Source organism: Aeromonas sp. ASNIH7 (assembly GCF_002903485.1).
Lineage (GTDB): Bacteria > Pseudomonadota > Gammaproteobacteria > Enterobacterales > Aeromonadaceae > Aeromonas > Aeromonas caviae.
On sequence record NZ_CP026226.1, the window covers coordinates 391,649 to 411,085 of the forward strand.

A 19,437-nucleotide genomic window follows, 5' to 3' on the forward strand; every position below is an offset into this window, starting at 1 on the left:
CTCCCCCTTCGGGCTTCCTCTCCTTTTGGGCCCCTAGTCAGAGCACCAGCTGCATCAGGGTTTCTCCATCCTTGCAGGCATGAATGCTCATGCGGCCCTCGTGATATCGCCCATAACTGGCCACCCACTCGCCCCTTGGAAAACAGATAGACCCCGGGTTCATCAGGATCATCTCTCCTTCCTGACATAGCACAGGCACATGGGTATGACCGCTGATGAACAGGCTCCCTGCAGGCAGGGGCACGTTGCTGGGCTCATAGAGATGACCGTGGCTGACAAACCAACGCCGCCCATCCACCAGTAGCTGGTTGTAGGGCGCCGTGATGGGGAAGTGGAGCAGCATCTGGTCCACCTCCGAATCGCAATTACCACGCACCGCCATGATGCGGGGGGCCAGCTGGTTGAGCCTTGCCGCCACGGCAGCAGGATCATACCCCGCCGGCACCGGATTGCGCGGCCCGTGATTGAGCAGATCCCCGAGCAGCAGATAGTGATCAGGCTGCCAGGGAGCGAGTTGCGCCAGCACCTGCTCGAGGGCAGTCAGACTGCCGTACAGATCCGAGATAATGGCAATCTTCATTCCACACTCCTCTTGACATCCTCCCCCACCTTAGCGCTTCGCGTCACAGGAGGGGGATTCCCATTACTGGGTGATAGCTGCTCGCGCAGTACCGGGTTCCTGCTTCATCGGGCGGCCTGATTGCACCACGCCTCCACAGGCTAAAACGGCGTGTCCCGCCGCTAAAATATTGCGAGCGCCGTTCACATCGGCGTTCGCCTCATAACCACACGCAGCGCATTTAAACTGGCTTTGCGTCTGGCGGTTATCCTTCGCAGTATGCCCACAACAGGCGCACTGCTGGCTCGTGTAGGCCGGGTTTATCGCCAACACCTGACCGCCTCGCCATGCCTGCTTATATTCGAGCTGGCGGCGCAGCTCAAACCAGCCCTGATCTAATATCGAACGATTCAGCCCTGATTTTGCCCGGACATTGCGCCCCGGCTGGCTGGTCGTGCCCGCTGCTGATTTTGACATGCTGGCAACCTTCAAATCCTCAATGACGATCATCGCGTGGTTTTTGCTGATAGTCGTTGTGACCTTGTGAAGGTAATCGCGGCGGGTATTGGCGATATGTGAGTGCAGCCGCTGGATCTTGGCTTTTTGTTTCTTCCAGTTGCTGCTGAACTTTACCTTTTTGCTCAACTGGCGTTGGAGCCTTGCCAGCTTGGTCTGATTGGTTTTGAAGCTGTTGACGGGCTCAAACACCGTGCCATCTGACAGGGTTGCGAGCTTGGCGATCCCCGCATCTAGCCCGACCATTGAGCCGGAGGGGTGAATTGGCTCAAGCGTCTCCTGCTCGACCTGAAAGGAGATATACCAGTGCCCGGCTGCTTGGCTGACGGTCGCGTTTTTAATTTTTCCTTCAACTGGCTGGGACTGACGGAACTTGACCCACGCCAGCCCGGCAGGCAGCTTCACTCGACCCTTTTCAAGGCGGCAATACTTGTCGAAGTTGACGAACCGGATAGCGTCGCGGTTGTCGCTTTTTTTCTTGAATACGGGTGCCTTGGCGGCGAGTTTCTTATCAAAGCAGCGCATCCACGCGCCATGCAAATCCTTGAGCTTCTGCTGGAGGTTGTCGGTATATGCCTCGGCCAGAAAGGCCATTTCTGGGTCTTTCTTCCAACTGGTGAGCATCCTGTTCAGCTCAAAGGCAGAAGGCAGTTTTTCGCCAGCATCCAGAATGCGTTTGGTTTCTGCCAGCCCGTGATTCCAGACATAACGAGCACAACCGCCCAACTGGCGCAGGCGTTGCGCTTGTTGTTCGGTCGGTTCGAGTCGGAATTTGTAGGCTTTCAGAATTTGCATTTAGCGCTCAGTGTGTAGCATTATTGCCATATCTATTAAGCCCGATTGAGTGACAGAATGCAATTCACTAAAATTAATAAATCACGCCATGCGGCCTACGTTTTGCACGTACATTTGGTGTTTATCACCAAGTATCGAAAGCCGATATTGGGGGATCTGCATCACGCTTCCTTCGGTCAGTGTGCGGCAGAGGTTTGCAGAGATTTTGGTGCGGAACTGAAAGAGTGTGACGGAGAGGCTGATCATGTTCACATGCTGATAGAGTACGCGCCAACGGTGCAGCTATCGGTACTGGTGAACTCGTTAAAGGCGGTCACATCAAGGCGACTGCGTAATGAATTTCTGGACTTGAGAGGTGCTTACAGCAAACCCGTACTCTGGTCACGCTCTTACTTTGCGGGCTCTTGCGGCGGAGCACCGTTGGAGGTGATCAAGCAATACATTCAAAACCAGCGGGGCTGACGCCCCGGCGAAATTCCCCTCCCACCTACGTCGGAGGGAGTCCCCTTTCGCATTTATGATGGCTGGCTGAAATAGAGATCCTTGGTGGCGATGGCGCCCTTGAGGTTGCGGCTCGGCAAGCCGCGCAGTGCCGGGTCCACCAGTCTCATCTGGTTGTAGTGATAGACGGGGATGACGGGCACCTCCTCCATCAGCAGTTGCTCGGCCTGATGATAGATCCCGGACCGAACGTTGGCATCCAGGGTCTCGGCGGCCTGCTGCAGCAGACCATCGAAGACGGGGTTGCAGTAGCCGCTCTCGTTCTGGGGATCCTGGCAGCGGAAACTGCCAAGCATGGACGACGGCTCGACATAATCACCAAACAAAAATGAACGAGCCAGCATGAAATCACCACTGTTCTTGGCCACCTGATAAGCATTCCACTCCATGTTGTTGAGGGAGACTTCTACCCCCAGCGGTTTCCACATGGCCGCCACCGCCAGAGCCAGCTTCTTGTGGTTCTCCGACGTGTTGTAGGTCAGTGTCAACCTGAGGGGATGGGCGCTGTTGTAGCCTGCCTGGGCCAACAGCGCGGCTGCGCGGGCCAACCGAGTTGACTGGTCTTCCCGGGAGAGGGGGGTATCCAGTTCGTCATAACCTGGCATGGCGGGCAGCAATGACCAGGCAGGACGTTCTCCCTGGCCGCTCACCTTCTCGGTCAGCAAGTAGCGATCAATGGCCATGGAGAGCGCTTGGCGCACCCGCACATCCTGCAATTCAGGGAGATTGAGATTGAAGGTATAAAGATAGGTGCCAAGCAGCGGCAAACCCCAGATCCGCTCCGGTGCCTCCTGCATGGTCTTCTGGTAGTACTCCAGCGCCACCTTGTTGGTGAGCTGGATTTCCCCCGCTTCGTAACGCAGCCGCTCCCCATGCTGGGAAGCGAGCGGCAGGTAGGTCACCCGCTGGATCCGGGTATGGGCGTCATCCCAGTACTGGGGGTTGCGCTCGGCTTCGATGCGCTCGTTCACCACCCAGCTCGCCAGCTTGTAAGGGCCATTGCTCACCATCTTGCCTGGCTGGGTCCACTGCTTGCCAAACTGGGTGATGACCCGTTCGTTGACCGGCACGAAGGGACGCTGGCTGACCAGTTGCAGGAAATAGGGAACGGGACGCTCCAGGGTCACTTTCAGGATCTGGTCGCTTTCTGCCTCCACCCCCAGGGCATCGAGATCGAGCGCACCGGCATAAATGGACTGAGCATTGTTGATGCCGGTCGCCAGCAACAGGCCAGCGGAGGGGGAAGCCTGCGCCGGATTCAGCAGCCGCCGCCAGGCGTAGACGAAATCCCGGGCTGTGAGGGGCTCGCCGTTGGACCATTTGAGCTGGGGACGCAGAAAGAAACGCCACACCAGTCCATCCTCGCTGGTCTCCCAGCGCTGGGCCTGGGCTGGCACTATCATGCCCTGTCCATCCTCGCTCACCAGCCCCTCGAACAGGTCCACCAGCACCACCTCCCCTGGGAAGCCGGAGCGGATCAGGGCCGGATCGAGGGACTCGGGTTCGGCGCCATTGCCTTTGACCAGGGTTTGTCTATCTGAAATGTAAGTCTGCTCAACCACGCTACTAGCCAGTGACGGCGGCACCGCCATCAACCCAAGCAGTAAGGGAGATAGCCAGCGACGGGCTGGCCTGACGGCGAAACGGTAAAACATACATTAACCTCGTTCAATTCTTTTGACTGCAATAGGGAGAAGGCCGGCGGTGCGCCTGGAAACGAATGCATGATGCCGCGCTTGTTATCCCCGAAGACGGCCCGTATTGTATCGGGCCTGCCCGATAGAGGGAGTCTTCCGGGCTATTTTTTTCATGGTTTTATGACGACATAGCGGCCACGGGTGCGTGCGACAGCAAGAAGGCACGCTCCCCTGCCCCGTAAGCAATCGGCCCGGGGTGATATGTCGCCTGTAGGTCCGGTTGTCGTCTACCGTTTCAGGGGTCTTTATGGGTTACGAATGGTTGGCGCTGGCTGCCGCCAGTTTATGGGCGATCGCCGCCCTCATCTCCGTCAAACCGGCTCGCCATCTGGGGGCCTTTGCCTACAGCCGCTGGCGGATGTTCCTGGTCAGCCTGATGCTGGCCAGCGCAAGTCTGGTGACGGGAGGCTGGCAGACCCTCACCGAGAGCGCCCTTCCCCTGCTGGCCCTCTCCGGCCTCATCGGCATCTTCGTCGGCGACACCGCCCTCTTTGCCTGCATGAACCGGCTCGGCCCCAGGCGCAGCGGTCTGCTCTTCTCCTGCCACGCCCTCTTCTCCGCCCTGCTTGGGCTCTGGCTCTTTGGCGAGCGGCTCGATGGTTGGCGCCTGCCAGGCGCCTTGCTGGTCCTGGCCGGGGTCATGCTCGCCATCCTGTTTGGTCGTCGTGGCGACAACCCGCAGAACGAATGGGAGCAGGTGCGCGGCCGCCTCGTGGTCGGCATAGCCCTTGGCCTCACCGCAGCCCTGTGCCAGAGCCTCGGAGCCATCATCGCCAAGCCGGTGATGATGAGCGGCACCGTGGACGCGGTGAGCGCTTCCGGCGTGCGCATGGGCAGCGCCCTCTTGGCACACTGCGTCTTGCGGGCACTGCGCCTGCCGCTCGCCATGCCGCACAACCCCATCAACCGGCAGGTGCTCGGCATGATAGGCATCAACGGATTTCTGGCGATGACGCTGGGAATGACCCTGATCCTGGTGGCCCTGCGTCAGGGAGATGTGGGCATGGTGGCCATCTTGTCTTCCACCACACCGGTCATTCTGCTGCCCTTGCTGTGGTGGCACTCGGGGATGCGTCCCTCGCTCCCCGCCTGGGCCGGAGCCCTGCTGGCCACCCTGGGCACGGCCCTGGTGCTGGGAATGGGGAACTGAGCCCCGTCTCTCCTGCAAGAAGGAAGGACCAACACGCCCATCGGCGGCTCTGAGCCGCCGATGCTCCCCCGCGCCGGACAGGGAGAGAGGCGATCGCGCCCCTAGAACAGAGCCACTTCCTCTTCGGTCAGCTCCCGGTATTCCCCCGGTGCCAGCTCATCGTCCAGAGCCAGATCGCCGATGCGTTCCCGATGCAGCCCGACCACCTTGTTGCCGATGGCGGCGAACATCCGCTTCACCTGGTGATACTTGCCCTCGTGGATGGTCAGGCGAGCTTCCCGATCGTCCAGGATTTCCAGCTCCGCAGGGCGGGTCTTGTCGTTCTCGTTGCGCAGGTAGATACCGTCGGCAAAGAGCGAGATGGCCTCTTCACTCACGGGATCAGCCAGCCAGACGTGGTAGGTCTTCGCACACTCGTGCCGGGGCGACGTGATGCGATGGGACCACTGGCCGTCATCGGTGATAAGCACCAGCCCGGTGGTATCGAGATCGAGGCGCCCCACCACGTGCAGTTTACCCATGGCCGGCTCGTCGAGCAGGTGGAACACGGTGGCGTGATCCGGGTCCTCGTTGGAGCAGACATATCCTTCCGGCTTGTGCAGCATGAAGTAGCGATTCTGCAGGTTCAGGGTCAAGGTGACACCGTCAAACTCGATCTGGTGTTGCTCATTGATGTGAAAGGCGGGCTGCTTGACCAGCACGCCGTCTACCAGCACTTCCCCCTGACGGATCAGCTTGCCCGCCTGGGAACGGGTCAAATCGGAGCAATCGCAAAGAAATTTGTCGAGCCGCATGCAAAAACCTCGGAATCCATCATGATTGGGGGCGACATTATATCGGTCAGACCCGACAACACCAGTACTAAGCGACAGGGACTCAAGATGGCGCCTGACGCCATGATGTGCCAGTGATAGACTGCCGTCAGCAGACCGACATCACACATAGTAATAAGCCCAGGATGTACCCATGAAGCCGACGAAGTCTCACCCCGTCATCCCCGTCAGCCAGTTGAAACCTGGCATGTATGTCATTGCCATTGCCAACCAGACTGGCGCCATGGAGATTGCCCAGACGGGCATGGTGACCAACCCTCAACAGGTGGAGGCGCTGATCCGGCGCGGCGTGCTGACGGTGCGGGTGGATCTTGCCCGCAGCAAGCTGCCGGGAGGGGGCACGGCAAGCCCGGCGGATGTGGTGACAAACGGGGCGGGCTCCTCTCGTCAGATCGGCAGTGGTGAAGGGCGCGAGCTCAAGATCCGTCGGCTCTATCAGGAAGCGCGCGAACTCCAGGGCAAGTTCATTCGCCATCTCAAGGCCGGAGAGCCCATAGACATCACGCCCCTTGCCGCCGTGGCCGAAGAGATGGTCGATACCATGTTCACCCACGGCGATGCCATGCTCTGTCTGGCGCGGATCCGTGCCAAGGATGCCTACCTGATGGAGCACTCCATGAATGTCGCCATCCTCCTGGCGCACTTCGGCCGCTACCTGGGGCTGGATCGCAGCGTGCTCAAGGAGCTGACCCTGGGTGGCCTGCTCCACGACGTAGGCAAGATCATGACCCCGGACGAGGTGCTCAACAAACCGGGCAAGCTCACCGATGAGGAGCTGGAGGTGATGCGCGAGCACGTGGTCCACAGCCACGACATCCTGGCCGCCACCGCCGGCATCACCCCCATCATGCTGGAGGTGGCCGCCAACCATCACGAGCGGATCGATGGCACCGGCTACCCGCGGCGCCTCAAGGGGGATCAGCTCTCCCTCTACACCCGCATGAGCGGCATCGTCGATGTCTACGATGCGGTGACGGCAGACAGGGTATACAAACAGGGCATGCAGCCAACCCAGGCGTTTCGCATTCTGCTCAAGGGGGTTGATCTGCATTTTGATGCCGACCTGGTAACCAGGTTCATCAAGTGCATGGGGGTCTATCCGGTGGGTACCCTGGTGCTGCTCTCCAACCAGCGCCTGGCCATCGTGATGCAGCGCAACGAACAGCAACCGCTCAAGCCCGTGGTCAAGGTGATCTATCACGCAGGCCATCGCCATTATCTCGAGGTGCAGTGGCTGGATCTCGCCAAAAACGGGGTTCAGGAGACCATAGAGAGCACGGTGGACCCCAAGGAGTTTGGCATCAACCTGGCCAACTTCGTCTAACCTGTCCGGCTTGTTGGCTGCTGCTCGCGGCAATGGCGAATCAGGAACTCCTCATCCAGCGGGGAGAGATCGAAGCGCAGGCAGGCCTCTTCGATGGCCCGGATGTCGTGTTGATGGTGTTCGCTGAGCCAGCGCACCGCGCGGCGCAAGTCTTCACCTTGACATCCTCCCCCACCTTAGCGCTTCGCGTCACAGGAGGGGGATTCCCATTACTGGGTGATAGCTGCTCGCGCAGTACCGGGTTCCTGCTTCATCGGGCGGCCTGATTGCACCACGCCTCCACAGGCTAAAACGGCGTGTCCCGCCGCTAAAATATTGCGAGCGCCGTTCACATCGGCGTTCGCCTCATAACCACACGCAGCGCATTTAAACTGGCTTTGCGTCTGGCGGTTATCCTTCGCAGTATGCCCACAACAGGCGCACTGCTGGCTGGTGTAGGCCGGGTTTATCGCCAACACCTGACCGCCTCGCCATGCCTGCTTATATTCGAGCTGGCGGCGCAGCTCAAACCAGCCCTGATCTAATATCGAACGATTCAGCCCTGATTTTGCCCGGACGTTGCGCCCCGGCTGGCTGGTCGTGCCCGCTGCTGATTTTGACATGCTGGCAACCTTCAAATCCTCAATGACGATCATCGCGTGGTTTTTGCTGATAGTCGTTGTGACCTTGTGAAGGTAATCGCGGCGGGTATTAGCGATATGTGAATGCAGCCGCTGGATCTTGGCTTTTTGTTTCTTCCAGTTGCTGCTGAACTTTACCTTTTTGCTCAACTGGCGTTGGAGCCTTGCCAGCTTGGTCTGATTGGTTTTGAAGCTGTTGACGGGCTCAAACACCGTGCCATCTGACAGGGTTGCGAGCTTGGCGATCCCCGCATCCAGCCCGACCATTGAGCCGGAGGGGTGAATTGGCTCAAGCGTCTCCTGCTCGACCTGAAAGGAGATATACCAGTGCCCGGCTGCTTGGCTGACGGTCGCGTTTTTAATTTTCCCTTCAACTGGCTGGGACTGACGGAACTTGACCCACGCCAGCCCGGCAGGCAGCTTCACTCGACCCTTTTCAAGGCGGCAATACTTGTCGAAGTTGACGAACCGGATAGCGTCGCGGTTGTCGCTTTTTTTCTTGAATACGGGTGCCTTGGCGGCGAGTTTCTTATCAAAGCAGCGCATCCACGCGCCATGCAAATCCTTGAGCTTCTGCTGGAGGTTGTCGGTATATGCCTCGGCCAGAAAGGCCATTTCTGGGTCTTTCTTCCAACTGGTGAGCATCCTGTTCAGCTCAAAGGCAGAAGGCAGTTTTTCGCCAGCATCCAGAATGCGTTTGGTTTCTGCCAGCCCGTGATTCCAGACATAACGAGCACAACCGCCCAACTGGCGCAGGCGTTGCGCTTGTTGTTCGGTCGGTTCGAGTCGGAATTTGTAGGCTTTCAGAATTTGCATTTAGCGCTCAGTGTGTAGCATTATTGCCATATCTATTAAGCCCGATTGAGTGACAGAATGCAATTCACTAAAATTAATAAATCACGCCATGCGGCCTACGTTTTGCACGTACATTTGGTGTTTATCACCAAGTATCGAAAGCCGATATTGGGGGATCTGCATCACGCCTCCTTCGGTCAGTGTGCGGCAGAGGTTTGCAGAGATTTTGGTGCGGAACTGAAAGAGTGTGACGGAGAGGCTGATCATGTTCACATGCTGATAGAGTACGCGCCAACGGTACAGCTATCGGTACTGGTGAACTCGTTAAAGGCGGTCACATCAAGGCGACTGCGTAATGAATTTCTGGACTTGAGAGGTGCTTACAGCAAACCCGTACTCTGGTCACGCTCTTACTTTGCGGGCTCTTGCGGCGGAGCACCGTTGGAGGTGATCAAGCAATACATTCAAAACCAGCGGGGCTGACGCCCCGGCGAAATTCCCCTCCCACCTACGTCGGAGGGAGTCCCCTTTCGCATTTAAGATGGGGCAGCAGGGTATGGTCGCTCATGGAATACCTCCGGTCAGCCATCGACACCAGCCCGTCAATCCGGGCACTCACTTTTAGCTTAGCCCGCGCGCACTCGCCCGGCATACACCTGCGCCCTTGACGGTGCCCACCCTGTAGCAGGTATGCTCGACCCCTTCGGCGCCCTGCCGTGCCGGCGCCGCTCAAACAAGGATGCTGCATGCAAACCAAGGACAAGTGTCTGGCCGCCCTGGTCATTCTCTGCTGGGGACTCAACTTCGTTGCCATCAAGTGGGGGCTGGAAGGCATCCCCCCACTGCTGCTGGGAGCACTGCGTTTCGTCGGCGTCGTCTTCCCCGCCATTCTACTGGTCCCCAGGCCTGCCATGCCCTGGCGCTGGCTGCTGGCCTATGGCGGTGCCATCAGCCTGGGCCAGTTTGCCTTCCTGTTCTGCGCCATGAAATTCGGCATGCCCGCCGGCATGGCCTCCCTGGTGCTGCAATCCCAGGTGGTCTTCACCCTGCTGTTCGCCATGATCTGGCTGGGAGAGCGCTGGCAGCCCCACCACTGGGTGGCACTGCCGCTGGCGGGAGCAGGTCTTTATCTCATTGCCACCCATGGCGAGGGCAACCTCACCCTCATCGGGTTTGTGCTGACGCTGTGCGCAGCCGCCTGCTGGGGCCTTGGCAACGTCATCAATCGCCAGATAGGTCTGCGCTATCGCACCTCTCTGCCGAGCCTGGTCGCCTGGGGCGGGCTGGTGCCCATCCTGCCCTTCTTCGCGCTCTCCTGGCTGTTCGAGGGGCCCGAACTCATCGCAAGCAGCCTGCTCAACATCCGTTGGCAGGGCGTCTTGTGCGTGCTCTATCTCTCGTTTATCGCCACCTGGCTCGGTTATGGCCTGTGGGGGAGGCTGCTGATGCGCTATCCGGTGGCCCAGGTTGCCCCCCTCTCCCTGCTGGTGCCCTGTGTCGGCATGGTGGCCGCCGCCCTGCTGCTCGATGAACACCCCACTCCCCTGCAATGGCTGGGCTCGGGTCTGGTGCTGCTCGGCTTCGTGGTGCATCTGCTGGGGGGCAAGATGCGCTTCTTGAAGACCCAAACCGAGGATTGACCTCGCCCGGGAAACTTCCCATCATGGGTCAGGCCCTCTTGGGCCCACCCCGTTATTTCGGCAGGATGCCATCATCAGGAGAGCAAGGACATGCGTCATCCGTCACTTTCGATCATTCCCTCTTTACCAGGCATCATGCGGGTCACGGCCATGCTGCTCCCCTTCTGCTGGAGCCCGTTCGGCTGGAGTGCCACCCTGCCGGCAGATCTCAAATGGGAGAGCAACGACACCGACCCCGTCTATGCAGACCCCGAGGCCAAGCGAGGCGGCACCTTCCGGGATTTCATGTCGAGCTTTCCGCTCACCTTGCGCAAATACGGGCCGGATTCCAACGGCGGCTTTGCAGCCTACGTGCGCGAGACCAACCTGCCGCTCCTGAGCACCCATCCCGTGACGCGCAATCCCATCCCCATGCTGGCCAACCAGTGGGCTTTCGGCGCGGATAACAAGACGCTCTATTTTCGCATCAACCCCAAGGCCCGCTGGTCGGACGGCCAGCCCGTCACTGCGGATGACTGGGTCTTCACCCTCAAGATGATGCGCAGCAAGGAGATCAACGACCCCTGGTACAACAACTACTACAGCACCCAGATAAGCGAAGTGACCAAGTTTGACGATCACACCCTCGCCATCACCAGCGGCACCGAGAAGAGCCGGGAAGATCTGCTCGAAGCTCTCCCCTTCACCCCGGAGCCCAGCCACGCCATCAAGCTGACCGCCAACTGGGTCAAGGAGTACAACTGGAAGGTGCTGCCGGTCACCGGCCCCTACCAGATTGGCGAGCTCAAGAAGGGCAAGTCGGTTACCTTCGACCGGGTCAAGGATTGGTGGGGGAACGACGAGCGCTACTTCCAGCACCGCTTCAATCCGGATCGCATCGAGATCAAGGTGCTCAGGGATCAGAACATCGCCTGGCAGCACTTCCTGCGCGGTGAGCTCGATACCTTCCCCCTCGTGATGCCCAACTGGTGGCACGACAAGAGCAAGACCGCCGAATTCGAGAAGGGTTATATCGAGCGGCTCTGGTTCTACAACCAGACGCCTCAGCCCCCCATGGGGCTCTATCTCAACACCGCCGATCCCTTGCTGAGCAATCTCGACGTCAGACTCGGCATCCAGCACGCCCTCGCCCTGGACAAGATGATCGCGACCCTGCTGCGGGGGGACTACCAGCGTCTCAACACCTATGGCTCGGGCCAGGGAGAGTTCACCAATACCGACCTCAAGGCGCGCCCCTTCGATCCCGCACTTGCTCGCGAATTCTTTGCCAAGGCGGGCTTTACCAAGACCGGACCGGATGGCATCTTGCGAAACGACAAGGGCCAGCCCCTCTCCCTCAGCATCACCTACACCACGGCGGAGCATGCCCAGCGCCTCACCCTGCTGCGGGAAGAGGCGAAAAAGGCGGGGCTCAACCTCGAGCTCAATCTGATGGATGCATCGGCCGGCTTCAAATCCATGCTGGAGAAAAAACACCAGAGTGCCTGGATGGCCTGGAGCGGTGGTCGCTATCCCGCCTATTGGGAACACTTCCACAGGGTCAATGCCAACAAGCCCCAGACCAACAACATCATGAACATCGATGACGACAGGATCTCGGCCCTGGTGGAGCAATACGACAAGGCGTTCGATTTCGGCAAGAAGGCCGACCTCTCCCGCCAGATCCAGGAGCGACTCTATGAGCTAGCCAGCTTCGTCCCCGCCTATCAGGTGCCCTATACCCGGGCCGGCGCCTGGCGCTGGATACGCCTGCCCAAGGTGCCGGCAACCCCCCAGAGCGACTTGCTCTACTGGCCCCTCGACGGCTCCAACTCGGGTTACAGCTTTGGCGGCCTGCTCTGGATTGACGAAGCGGCAAAGGCGCAGACCCGGGCCGCCATCAAAGGGGGGCAGACCTTCCCGCCAGTGACCATCACGGATACCACCTACCAGCAAAAATAGGGCAGCTGGCACCATCAGCCCTAAAACAAAATCTATGGTCACCCCCTTTTTTGCAACCTTGATTTCGGGTGTTGTGGTTGGCTTGCTTAAATCTATCCGGCGTCTTGATGGAGAATGTTCTCCGCGCCACGATGAGAATCGCGCCTGACTGTCCTAAAAAGACCCTCGGCCTAGAAAGCCTATTCTTTTGCCAGGTTATCAGTCAGGCCGGTATGCCGTGCACGTCATCCAATATCACAGTCGCAAAACCAGGTGGGTGTGTCAGTACAAAAGTAAATAGGGGCGCGTCAGGTTGGCATTGCCCGAAATTCGGTATGCCGTGCCGCCAGCGCCCAAGCCGTGCGGGCCAACTTGTTGGCTAGTGCACAAGCCACAACATTCGAATGTCGCCGAGTCAACATAGACCTGACCCAATCAGCCAATCGTCCCGTTTGCCGCTCTAGCCGTTGCATATAGGCTCGTGCACATTGCACCAACAATCGTCTAAGATTTTTGTCGCCACGCTTGCTGATACCCTTCAGGTTTGCCCGGCCCCCAGTACTGTACTGGCGTGGCACCAATCCGACTGACGCCGCGAAATCACGACTACATCGATAGTGTTTTCCGTCACCGAGCTCGGCGGCCAACACGCTGGCAGTGATCGGGCCGACACCAGGGATTGTCATCAGACGCTGACCAAGATCGTCATCGCCAAGCTGGCTGGCCAGTTCCTTGTCGATCTCGGCAATTTGCTGCTCCAGATACTTGAAATGGGCATGCAGCCTCTCCAACATGGTAATCAGTCGCGCTGGTAACTCGTGTTCAGCCATCACAGAAGGCAGGCGCTTGATGGCGGCATGACCGACGGGCAGACTGATGCCAAATTCGAGTAAAAAGCCGTGTATCTGGTTCGATGCCTTAACCCGATCGCGCACAAACGATTCGCGCACACGATGCAGTGCTCCCAACGTTTGCTGGCTTTCGGTCTTGGGCGTTACAAACCGCATGGAGGGACGGCAGGCGGCCTCGCAAATAGCTTCAGCATCGATGAAGTCGTTCTTGTTGCTCTTGACGAATGGGCGCACGAATTGAGGCGAAATGAGCTTACTCTCATGCCCAAATTCAGCCAGCCGACGAGCCATGTAATGGGCTCCGGCACATGCCTCCATGACGATGGTGCATACAGGAAAAGTTGCGAGGGATTCGATGAGCTTTGTCCGGTTGAACTTCTTGCGAAGAAGAGCCTTGCCGAACCGGTCTTGACAGTGAATGTGAAAAGAGTGTTTACCGAGATCAATACCAATAAGCGCAACGTTTTCCATGATGGCCTCTCCTGAAAGAAAAACACCCTGTCAGCGTACCGCTCACAGGGTGGGGGTGACCATCTCATTAGACCCCGCACATTGGCGGGGTCTTTGTTACAACCGGGATGGCACCAGGCAGAGGGCGCTCAGCCGCGTTTGGCCTGCTTTTGCGCAATGGCGTCGGCGACGTCGGCCGGGTCCAGCACAATGCCTTCCTGATCCGGCGTCGGGAACACGGCCACGCAGAGATCATCCTGCTCCATGCCGTCCACCCAGCGATCCAGCCACACCTTGAGGGTGATGGACTGCGGCTTGCACTCGGCCCACTCCCCTTCGGCCCAGGCCTTGGCGTAGTCGGGATGCGGCCATACCGGGATGCAATCTTCCTCTTCGGTCGTCAGCATCATGACGCCGTGTTCGTCGGTCAGGACAAACAGCTCTTCGTGCTCGACCAGCTTGCTGATGAAGTGATCAAAGCGGTAATCGGCGTTCAGTTGCAGCGCGGCATTGCGCTCGGTGTCGCTAAGTTCATAGCTCATCGGTCAAGTCTCTCGTTCAATAAAGGGCGACATGTTCACATCTTGCCGACCCCTTGTCCAGCAGGAGTAATAGGTCATCCGTCTTTCCATCGCCTCACCCCAGCTCGGGGGTCAACAGCCGGAGTCCCGCGGTCTCACCCAGTCGCTCCCTCAGCCAATAGGCGGACTCCACCTCCACAAAGCAGAGCTGATCCCGCCCCGCAGCGACCCCCACCATGATCTGCTCAAACCGTGCTTGCTGGGCGGCACTCCAGGCAGCAACCAGCTTGCCGCCATGGGCCTCGTCCACCACCTCACGGCGGAGCTCGAACAGGTTATCGGTGATCGGGCTGTTTATCTTGCTCGGGTGGCGCCAGTACATCTGCAGGTTGTCCAGCATCTCCTCATCGTAACTTGCCAGCGCATCGAGCTCCGGCGTCTCGTTGCTCTGGGCCGCGAACTCGCACCAGCCTGCCGACAAGGTAGCCAGACTCTGGGCATCCTTGCCATGCTGACGCAGGGTCGTCACGTCTTCTCCGCGAATGGCCGGCAGCCAGAGATCTCCTTGATGTTGCGCTAGGAGAGGGAGCAGCAAGGAGGGAGCATAAACAGGAAAACGGGGACCCAGAGAGTGCAGCAGAGAGACCAGAGTGACAGTGATCATGAGACGCGCCTTGAACAAGATGACCTGGCATCACGCCTGGTCATGAGGGTGAACGAGGGTGCCATTCTAGCATGTTTGCCTTGCTGGGGGCGTTTGCGTCCAGCCGGACCGGTGATAGAAAGCGTCCAAAAAAGCAGCGTTTGAACCAGAGCTGCCCCGATAAAGGCCAATTGTTTGAGCCAGCGCCCACTAAAGAGGCACCGGGGATGCTAGGTTGCATACATCTTTAGCGTAAGGAGTGCATCCATGAGTGGGATCAACCAGGTTTCTGACGATTTTGTGAATGAGCTGAAAATACTGGCGTGTTTTGATCCGGCCAACATGAGCCTGGGGATCAAGCTGCGCAGCGACATGTCGGAAGCGCTTTGCCAGGCGGCAGCGCGCCTGCACAGCCAGGGCCTGATCACCGCGGCAGATGGCGGCTATCTGACCCCTTTCGGCATGACCATGCTGGAGCATCTCCAACACCTGCTGGTCGCACTCAAGCCGAATTGAGCGGTTGTGGTGCCCAGAGCGAGAAGTTGAGCAACTCCCAGCGCTCTCCTTGTCGCAGCAGACAAGCAAACAGCAAAGGACCTTCGGGTCCTTTTATCTTGCCATCGACCAGCCACTCTCCCGCCCGTTTTGGCACCGGCTGTACCCTGATCTCATCGGGTTTCACCGCGTTTCCCAGGCGAACATGTACAAACTGTTGACACACGGACACGGCATCATTCACCGCAGGATCCGGCGTTGGCGGGCTGGCCTGACCGGTCAACGCCACGGTCAGCAAAAGGGAGGAGAGCAGGGCCATGACGCGTATTGATGAAGCCATGAAAACAAAAAGCCGTGGCACCAGAGGTACCACGGCTTTCTTAAATTCTGCAAGAATTACAGAGCAGTTACGTTCTCAGCCTGCGGGCCTTTTTGACCTTGGGTCACAGAGAACTGTACGCGCTGACCTTCAGCCAGGGTACGGAAGCCGTTACCTTGGATGGCGCTGAAGTGAACGAAAACGTCCGGGCCGTTTTCTTGCTGGATGAAGCCAAAACCTTTGGTTTCGTTGAAAAACTTAACGGTACCGGTGATCATGTTAGACATATCTTTAAACCTGTATTCAAAATAATTACTTATGCTTTTCAGCGGATAAAGCTCAAAAAACGGGATTACTTATGAACAACAGGAAAAGATGTAAAACATCATATTCATTGACATAACTATCGCCTTTTCAAGCTGGTTAACATTATACGTGCCTTTGTCGATTACGCAAACAAATTTGTACCCCGCCAGCGGCGGGGTACAGCGGGTCAGACCTGTGCCGACTCCAGTGCCTGGACCAAGGCTTTGAGGAAGCGAGCCGCCTCTCCACCGGTGCAGGCTCTGTGGTCAAACGTCATCGACAAGGGAAGTGCACGCACCGGGCGCGCCTCACCGTGGATGAACACCACCTTCTCGAACAACTTGCCCGCACCTATGATGGCCACCTGGGGTGGTGTGACGATGGGGCTGGCGTAACGGCCAGCGATGGCGCCAAAGTTGGTGAGGGTGATGGTTGCCCCCTGCAGCATTTCCCGCGGCACGGCACGGGCCTTGACATCGGCGATCATCCGATCCAGTCCCTGCCGTATGTCAGCCGAGTCCCGTTCAGCCACGTTCTCCATCACGGGCACATAGAGCCCATGCTTGGAGTCAACCGCGATGGCCACATTGACCTCCCTGAACAGACGCCGCGACAGGGTCTCTCCGTCAAACCACGCATTCATGGAGGGTTCGGCCCGACACGCCACGCCGATCGCCTTGATAAGGCGCACAGTCACATCTTCATCCGGGCGCCAGTGGCGCAAGTCCACTTCGTCGGTGATGCTCACCGGCACCACAGTCCGGTGCGAGAGCTCCATCGCCTTGGCCATGGCCCGGCGCGAGCCTTTCAGGAATTCGTTGCCGCTCTCCTGCTGGGCCTCGAACGCCTGTTGCACATCCTGCTCGGTCACCATGCCAGCGCTGCCGGTTCCCCTGACCTTGTCGATGTCCAGCCCCAGTTTTTGCGCCAGCAGACGGACCGCTGGCATGGCTTGCACCAACGTACCGCCGGGCGCCATGGCCCCCACCACGAAATGATCCTCGATATGCTGCTGATGGGCGCTGACCTTGCCAACGACGGTGCCGTCATCCTCGCCCCCTTCAAACTCCACCAACGGTGCCCCGATGTGGAGGATGTCCCCCTCCTGCCCGCACAATCTGGCGATGACCCCGGCCACCGGCGAGGGCACATCCACCAACGCCTTAGCCGTCTCCACCGACAGCAGTACCTGATCTACCTGCACCGTATCACCGGCGCTCACCTTCCACTCGACGATCTCGGCCTCGGCCAGTCCTTCGCCCAGATCCGGCAATTTGAAAAATTTCATGACCTGCTCTCCCTCTGCTGGGACATCACCAAACATTGACAGACACCATGGAGCCCTGTGGCCCAGGCACTTGCGCATCCGTACCTGTCGCGCGTCATAGCCACTGGTTCTCCATCAGTTGCCGAGCTGCCTGCGCGATCTCCTGCTCGGTGATGAGGTAATACTCCTCGCTGCGATAGTAGGGGACGGCGGCATCCACGCCGGTGAGGCGTCTTGGCGGCGCCTTGAGGGCAGTCATCGCCTCTTCGGTCACCTGGGACACGATTTCGGCACCCACCCCGAAACTGCCACAGGCTTCGTGTACTACCAGCAACCTCCCGGTCTTGCGTACCGAGGTCAGGATGCTCTCCATGTCCAGGGGTTTGATGGTGGCAAGATCCAGCACCTCGCACTGGATGTCCTGCTCCGCCAGCAGGTTCGCCGCCCGCATGACTTCCTGGATGCAGGCTCCCCAGGCCACCACAGTGATGTCCCGGCCGGGACGCAGGGTAAAGCAGACATCCAGCGGCAGGCCGATGCCGTCATCCACCACATCCGACTTCATGGAGCGATAGATGCGATCCGGCTCGAAGAACATCACGGGATCCGGATCCCGAATAGCCGACAGCAGCAGGCCGTAAGCTCGCTTCGGGCTCGAAGGGATAACGACCCGCAGCCCGGGGATATGGGCAAACAGGGCCTCGACGCTCTCGCTGTGGTGCTCGGGCGAATGGATGCCGGCGCCGTAGGGGGAGCGGTAGACGATGGGACAGGTGACACGGCCACGGGTCCGGTTTCGCATCCGTGCCGCCTGGCAGATGATCTGCTCCATGCCCGGGAAGATGAAGCCCTGGAACTGGAACTCGGCCACGGGTTTGAGCCCCTGGGTCGCCATGCCCACCGCCACTCCGGCGATGAGTCCTTCGGCCAGCGGCGTATCGATGACCCGCTTGAACCCGAATTTATCGCGAAGCCCCACTGTGGCGCGAAACACACCGCCGTTGACCCCCACATCCTCCCCCAGTACCACCACATCAGGATCGCGTGCCATCTCGTGGTGCAATGCCAGATTGATCGCTTCGAGCAGCGTGATATCGCTCATAGTCCCTCCCCGCTCTGCTGCATGCCCTTGGCGATGATGCGCTTGCGCTGGGCAAGATAGGCCTTCGGCAGCTCGGCAAACTGGTAATCGAGCAGGGTCTCCGGCGCCTGGGGCGTGATGGCCTCGTAGGCGGCAACGGCGCGTTCCACTTCCCGGCCCGCCTCTGCCAGCAGCGCCTGTTCCTGCTGCTCGTCCCACCAGCCCCGTTCAAACATGAACTGGCGCAGCCGCTTGACCGGCTCCCTGGCCCAGGCCGCTTCCACCTCGGCGCCGTCACGATAGCGAGTCGCATCATCGGCGGTGGTGTGATCCCCGAGCCGGTAGCTGACGGCTTCGATGAGCGTCGGCCCCTTGCCGCTGCGAGCCCGCTCGACGGCGGCGCGGGTCGCCTCATAGACCGCCACCACGTCATTGCCGTCCACTTGGAGGCTGCGCACCCCGGCCCCTATGCCCTTCTGGGCCAGGGTGGGCGCGCTCGACTGCAACTTGCGCGGCACCGAGATGGCCCACTGGTTGTTGTTGATGATCATCACCATGGGGAGATGCCAGACACCGGCACAGTTGAGCCCCTCGAGAAAGTCTCCCTTGGAGGTGCCGCCATCGCCGATGGTCACCACGGCGACCCTGGGCTGGTTGCGCAGCTTGAAGGCGGCCGCGATGCCGGCAGCATGGGTGATCTGGGTGGCGATGGGAACGCAGATGGGCAAGTCTTCCGACAACTCGCCATCGGCCTTGTAGAAGACACTGCCCCGTTCATCGCCGCCCCAATACTGCAGGTTCTGCTCCATGGGCACGCCCCTCACGTAGAGAGTGGGCATGTCCCGGTAGTAGGGCACATAGACATCCTCTGGCTGCATGGCGAGCCCGACCCCGATCCCCACCGCTTCCGCCCCGAGATGGGAGGGAAAGGTGCCGAGTTTGCCGGTTCGCTGCAGTGCTATCGCTTTCTTGTCGTAACTGCGCACCATCACCATGTTGCGGTAGAAGGTGTGCAGCATCGCCTTGTCCAGCCAGGTCGGCAGTGTCGCGACCGGGCGCCCCTCCTCATCGAGGTAACGAAGGAAGGGGATGTCGACATGGGTCATAACTGGCTCCTTGCCGTTGTCAGCGTCACCACCATGAGGTGACATTTA

General features: G+C 59.3%; 21 protein-coding genes. 7 read left to right on the forward strand and 14 right to left on the reverse strand.

The annotated features are described in order from the left end of the window. Window positions 1–37: 37 nt before the first annotated feature. The gene (gene yfcE, locus C2U47_RS01730; RefSeq protein ID WP_103261369.1) at window positions 38–580 is read right to left on the reverse strand and encodes a phosphodiesterase; all 543 of its coding nucleotides are present in this window, start codon (window positions 578–580) and stop codon (window positions 38–40) included. 63 nt (window positions 581–643) lie between these two features. Next, the gene (locus tag C2U47_RS01735) at window positions 644–1,870 is read right to left on the reverse strand and encodes an RNA-guided endonuclease InsQ/TnpB family protein (protein WP_021141234.1); all 1,227 of its coding nucleotides are present in this window, start codon (window positions 1,868–1,870) and stop codon (window positions 644–646) included. Between the two features lie 57 nt (window positions 1,871–1,927). On the opposite strand from C2U47_RS01735, the gene tnpA (C2U47_RS01740) reads away from it, so the two are divergent. Next, window positions 1,928–2,332 (forward strand): IS200/IS605-like element ISAs26 family transposase, encoded by a 405-nt coding sequence (gene tnpA / locus C2U47_RS01740; RefSeq protein WP_010674034.1) that lies wholly within the window; start codon window positions 1,928–1,930, stop codon window positions 2,330–2,332. Between the two features lie 53 nt (window positions 2,333–2,385). Here tnpA (C2U47_RS01740) and C2U47_RS01745 read toward each other — a convergent pair whose 3' ends face one another. Beyond that, complete coding sequence (locus C2U47_RS01745; RefSeq protein WP_103261370.1) at window positions 2,386–4,026, reverse strand: peptide ABC transporter substrate-binding protein; 1,641 nt, start codon at window positions 4,024–4,026, stop codon at window positions 2,386–2,388. A 289-nt stretch (window positions 4,027–4,315) separates the two neighbouring features. Here C2U47_RS01745 and C2U47_RS01750 point away from each other — a divergent pair, with 289 nt between their 5' ends. Further along, window positions 4,316–5,218 (forward strand): DMT family transporter, encoded by a 903-nt coding sequence (locus C2U47_RS01750; protein ID WP_069785266.1) that lies wholly within the window; start codon window positions 4,316–4,318, stop codon window positions 5,216–5,218. Window positions 5,219–5,319: 101 nt separating this feature from the next. Here the strand turns inward: C2U47_RS01750 and rsuA are convergent, their stop codons facing one another. Beyond that, window positions 5,320–6,012, reverse strand: a complete 693-nt coding sequence (gene rsuA / locus C2U47_RS01755) for a 16S rRNA pseudouridine(516) synthase RsuA (RefSeq protein WP_043153817.1) — start codon at window positions 6,010–6,012, stop codon at window positions 5,320–5,322. 172 nt (window positions 6,013–6,184) lie between these two features. On the opposite strand from rsuA, the gene C2U47_RS01760 reads away from it, so the two are divergent. Further along, the gene (locus C2U47_RS01760; protein WP_069785267.1) at window positions 6,185–7,375 is read left to right on the forward strand and encodes an HD-GYP domain-containing protein; all 1,191 of its coding nucleotides are present in this window, start codon (window positions 6,185–6,187) and stop codon (window positions 7,373–7,375) included. Here C2U47_RS01760 and C2U47_RS23035 read toward each other — a convergent pair. Then, window positions 7,372–7,524, reverse strand: coding sequence for a hypothetical protein (locus C2U47_RS23035; RefSeq protein WP_082189310.1), 153 nt, complete (start codon window positions 7,522–7,524; stop codon window positions 7,372–7,374). The two genes, C2U47_RS01760 and C2U47_RS23035, sit on opposite strands and share 4 nt — an antisense overlap. 60 nt (window positions 7,525–7,584) lie before the next feature. Then, the gene (locus C2U47_RS01765) at window positions 7,585–8,811 is read right to left on the reverse strand and encodes an RNA-guided endonuclease InsQ/TnpB family protein (RefSeq protein WP_021141234.1); all 1,227 of its coding nucleotides are present in this window, start codon (window positions 8,809–8,811) and stop codon (window positions 7,585–7,587) included. Window positions 8,812–8,868: 57 nt separating this feature from the next. Between C2U47_RS01765 and tnpA (C2U47_RS01770) the strand changes: the two genes are divergently transcribed. The 3 genes from tnpA (C2U47_RS01770) to C2U47_RS01780 all read left to right on the forward strand — a co-directional run bounded on the left by tnpA (C2U47_RS01770) (window position 8,869) and on the right by C2U47_RS01780 (window position 12,371). Beyond that, on the forward strand, window positions 8,869–9,273 hold the full coding sequence (tnpA, locus tag C2U47_RS01770) for an IS200/IS605-like element ISAs26 family transposase (protein ID WP_010674034.1): 405 nt from the start codon (window positions 8,869–8,871) through the stop codon (window positions 9,271–9,273). Between the two features lie 263 nt (window positions 9,274–9,536). Next, window positions 9,537–10,430, forward strand: a complete 894-nt coding sequence (locus C2U47_RS01775; protein ID WP_010675306.1) for an EamA family transporter — start codon at window positions 9,537–9,539, stop codon at window positions 10,428–10,430. A 135-nt stretch (window positions 10,431–10,565) separates the two neighbouring features. Next, window positions 10,566–12,371 carry an extracellular solute-binding protein gene (locus C2U47_RS01780; protein ID WP_199766852.1) on the forward strand — a complete coding sequence of 602 codons (1,806 nt, stop codon included), beginning with the start codon at window positions 10,566–10,568 and terminating at the stop codon, window positions 12,369–12,371. Window positions 12,372–12,658: 287 nt separating this feature from the next. On the opposite strand, the gene C2U47_RS01790 is transcribed toward C2U47_RS01780, so the two are convergent. From C2U47_RS01790 to C2U47_RS01800, 3 genes are all read right to left on the reverse strand, one after another. Next, complete coding sequence (locus C2U47_RS01790; RefSeq protein ID WP_052815087.1) at window positions 12,659–13,672, reverse strand: IS110-like element ISAeca3 family transposase; 1,014 nt, start codon at window positions 13,670–13,672, stop codon at window positions 12,659–12,661. Window positions 13,673–13,800: 128 nt separating this feature from the next. Beyond that, window positions 13,801–14,193 carry a DUF2750 domain-containing protein gene (locus C2U47_RS01795; RefSeq protein WP_010675308.1) on the reverse strand — a complete coding sequence of 131 codons (393 nt, stop codon included), beginning with the start codon at window positions 14,191–14,193 and terminating at the stop codon, window positions 13,801–13,803. Window positions 14,194–14,287: 94 nt separating this feature from the next. Further along, the gene (locus C2U47_RS01800; protein ID WP_103261373.1) at window positions 14,288–14,836 is read right to left on the reverse strand and encodes a hypothetical protein; all 549 of its coding nucleotides are present in this window, start codon (window positions 14,834–14,836) and stop codon (window positions 14,288–14,290) included. Window positions 14,837–15,082: 246 nt separating this feature from the next. Between C2U47_RS01800 and C2U47_RS01805 the strand changes: the two genes are divergently transcribed. Further along, window positions 15,083–15,331 (forward strand): TIGR02647 family protein, encoded by a 249-nt coding sequence (locus C2U47_RS01805; RefSeq protein WP_010675310.1) that lies wholly within the window; start codon window positions 15,083–15,085, stop codon window positions 15,329–15,331. Here the strand turns inward: C2U47_RS01805 and C2U47_RS01810 are convergent. From C2U47_RS01810 to pdhA, 5 genes are all read right to left on the reverse strand, one after another. After that, window positions 15,318–15,629: a hypothetical protein gene (locus C2U47_RS01810; protein WP_103261374.1), complete on the reverse strand. Its 312-nt coding sequence runs from the start codon at window positions 15,627–15,629 to the stop codon at window positions 15,318–15,320. The two genes, C2U47_RS01805 and C2U47_RS01810, sit on opposite strands and share 14 nt — an antisense overlap. Window positions 15,630–15,706: 77 nt before the next feature. Then, window positions 15,707–15,916, reverse strand: a complete 210-nt coding sequence (locus C2U47_RS01815; RefSeq protein ID WP_005302803.1) for a cold-shock protein — start codon at window positions 15,914–15,916, stop codon at window positions 15,707–15,709. 206 nt (window positions 15,917–16,122) lie between these two features. After that, window positions 16,123–17,223 carry a dihydrolipoamide acetyltransferase family protein gene (locus C2U47_RS01820; protein WP_103261375.1) on the reverse strand — a complete coding sequence of 367 codons (1,101 nt, stop codon included), beginning with the start codon at window positions 17,221–17,223 and terminating at the stop codon, window positions 16,123–16,125. Between the two features lie 94 nt (window positions 17,224–17,317). Beyond that, window positions 17,318–18,304 (reverse strand): alpha-ketoacid dehydrogenase subunit beta, encoded by a 987-nt coding sequence (locus C2U47_RS01825; RefSeq protein ID WP_041213174.1) that lies wholly within the window; start codon window positions 18,302–18,304, stop codon window positions 17,318–17,320. Further along, entirely contained in the window at window positions 18,301–19,389 is a 1,089-nt protein-coding gene (gene pdhA / locus C2U47_RS01830) for a pyruvate dehydrogenase (acetyl-transferring) E1 component subunit alpha (protein WP_039040221.1), read from the reverse strand. The genes C2U47_RS01825 and pdhA overlap by 4 nt, the downstream gene beginning before the upstream one ends. Window positions 19,390–19,437 lie beyond the last annotated feature (48 nt).

Excerpts from the sequence above, each read along its gene's own strand:
- yfcE (WP_103261369.1), bottom strand. The coding sequence starts at position 580 with ATGAAGATTGCCATTATCTCGGATCTGTACGGCAGTCTGACTGCCCTC.
- C2U47_RS01760 (WP_069785267.1), top strand. The coding sequence starts at position 6,185 with ATGAAGCCGACGAAGTCTCACCCCGTCATCCCCGTCAGCCAGTTGAAA.
- rsuA (WP_043153817.1), bottom strand. The coding sequence starts at position 6,012 with ATGCGGCTCGACAAATTTCTTTGCGATTGCTCCGATTTGACCCGTTCC.
- C2U47_RS01775 (WP_010675306.1), top strand. The coding sequence starts at position 9,537 with ATGCAAACCAAGGACAAGTGTCTGGCCGCCCTGGTCATTCTCTGCTGG.
- C2U47_RS01810 (WP_103261374.1), bottom strand. The coding sequence starts at position 15,629 with ATGGCCCTGCTCTCCTCCCTTTTGCTGACCGTGGCGTTGACCGGTCAG.
- tnpA (WP_010674034.1), top strand. The coding sequence starts at position 1,928 with ATGCAATTCACTAAAATTAATAAATCACGCCATGCGGCCTACGTTTTG.
- C2U47_RS01780 (WP_199766852.1), top strand. The coding sequence starts at position 10,566 with ATGCGGGTCACGGCCATGCTGCTCCCCTTCTGCTGGAGCCCGTTCGGC.
- C2U47_RS01805 (WP_010675310.1), top strand. The coding sequence starts at position 15,083 with ATGAGTGGGATCAACCAGGTTTCTGACGATTTTGTGAATGAGCTGAAA.
- C2U47_RS01825 (WP_041213174.1), bottom strand. The coding sequence starts at position 18,304 with ATGAGCGATATCACGCTGCTCGAAGCGATCAATCTGGCATTGCACCAC.
- C2U47_RS01765 (WP_021141234.1), bottom strand. The coding sequence starts at position 8,811 with ATGCAAATTCTGAAAGCCTACAAATTCCGACTCGAACCGACCGAACAA.
- C2U47_RS01795 (WP_010675308.1), bottom strand. The coding sequence starts at position 14,193 with ATGAGCTATGAACTTAGCGACACCGAGCGCAATGCCGCGCTGCAACTG.
- C2U47_RS01750 (WP_069785266.1), top strand. The coding sequence starts at position 4,316 with ATGGGTTACGAATGGTTGGCGCTGGCTGCCGCCAGTTTATGGGCGATC.
- tnpA (WP_010674034.1), top strand. The coding sequence starts at position 8,869 with ATGCAATTCACTAAAATTAATAAATCACGCCATGCGGCCTACGTTTTG.
- pdhA (WP_039040221.1), bottom strand. The coding sequence starts at position 19,389 with ATGACCCATGTCGACATCCCCTTCCTTCGTTACCTCGATGAGGAGGGG.
- C2U47_RS01790 (WP_052815087.1), bottom strand. The coding sequence starts at position 13,672 with ATGGAAAACGTTGCGCTTATTGGTATTGATCTCGGTAAACACTCTTTT.
- C2U47_RS01820 (WP_103261375.1), bottom strand. The coding sequence starts at position 17,223 with ATGAAATTTTTCAAATTGCCGGATCTGGGCGAAGGACTGGCCGAGGCC.
- C2U47_RS01815 (WP_005302803.1), bottom strand. The coding sequence starts at position 15,916 with ATGTCTAACATGATCACCGGTACCGTTAAGTTTTTCAACGAAACCAAA.
- C2U47_RS01800 (WP_103261373.1), bottom strand. The coding sequence starts at position 14,836 with ATGATCACTGTCACTCTGGTCTCTCTGCTGCACTCTCTGGGTCCCCGT.
- C2U47_RS01735 (WP_021141234.1), bottom strand. The coding sequence starts at position 1,870 with ATGCAAATTCTGAAAGCCTACAAATTCCGACTCGAACCGACCGAACAA.
- C2U47_RS01745 (WP_103261370.1), bottom strand. The coding sequence starts at position 4,026 with ATGTTTTACCGTTTCGCCGTCAGGCCAGCCCGTCGCTGGCTATCTCCC.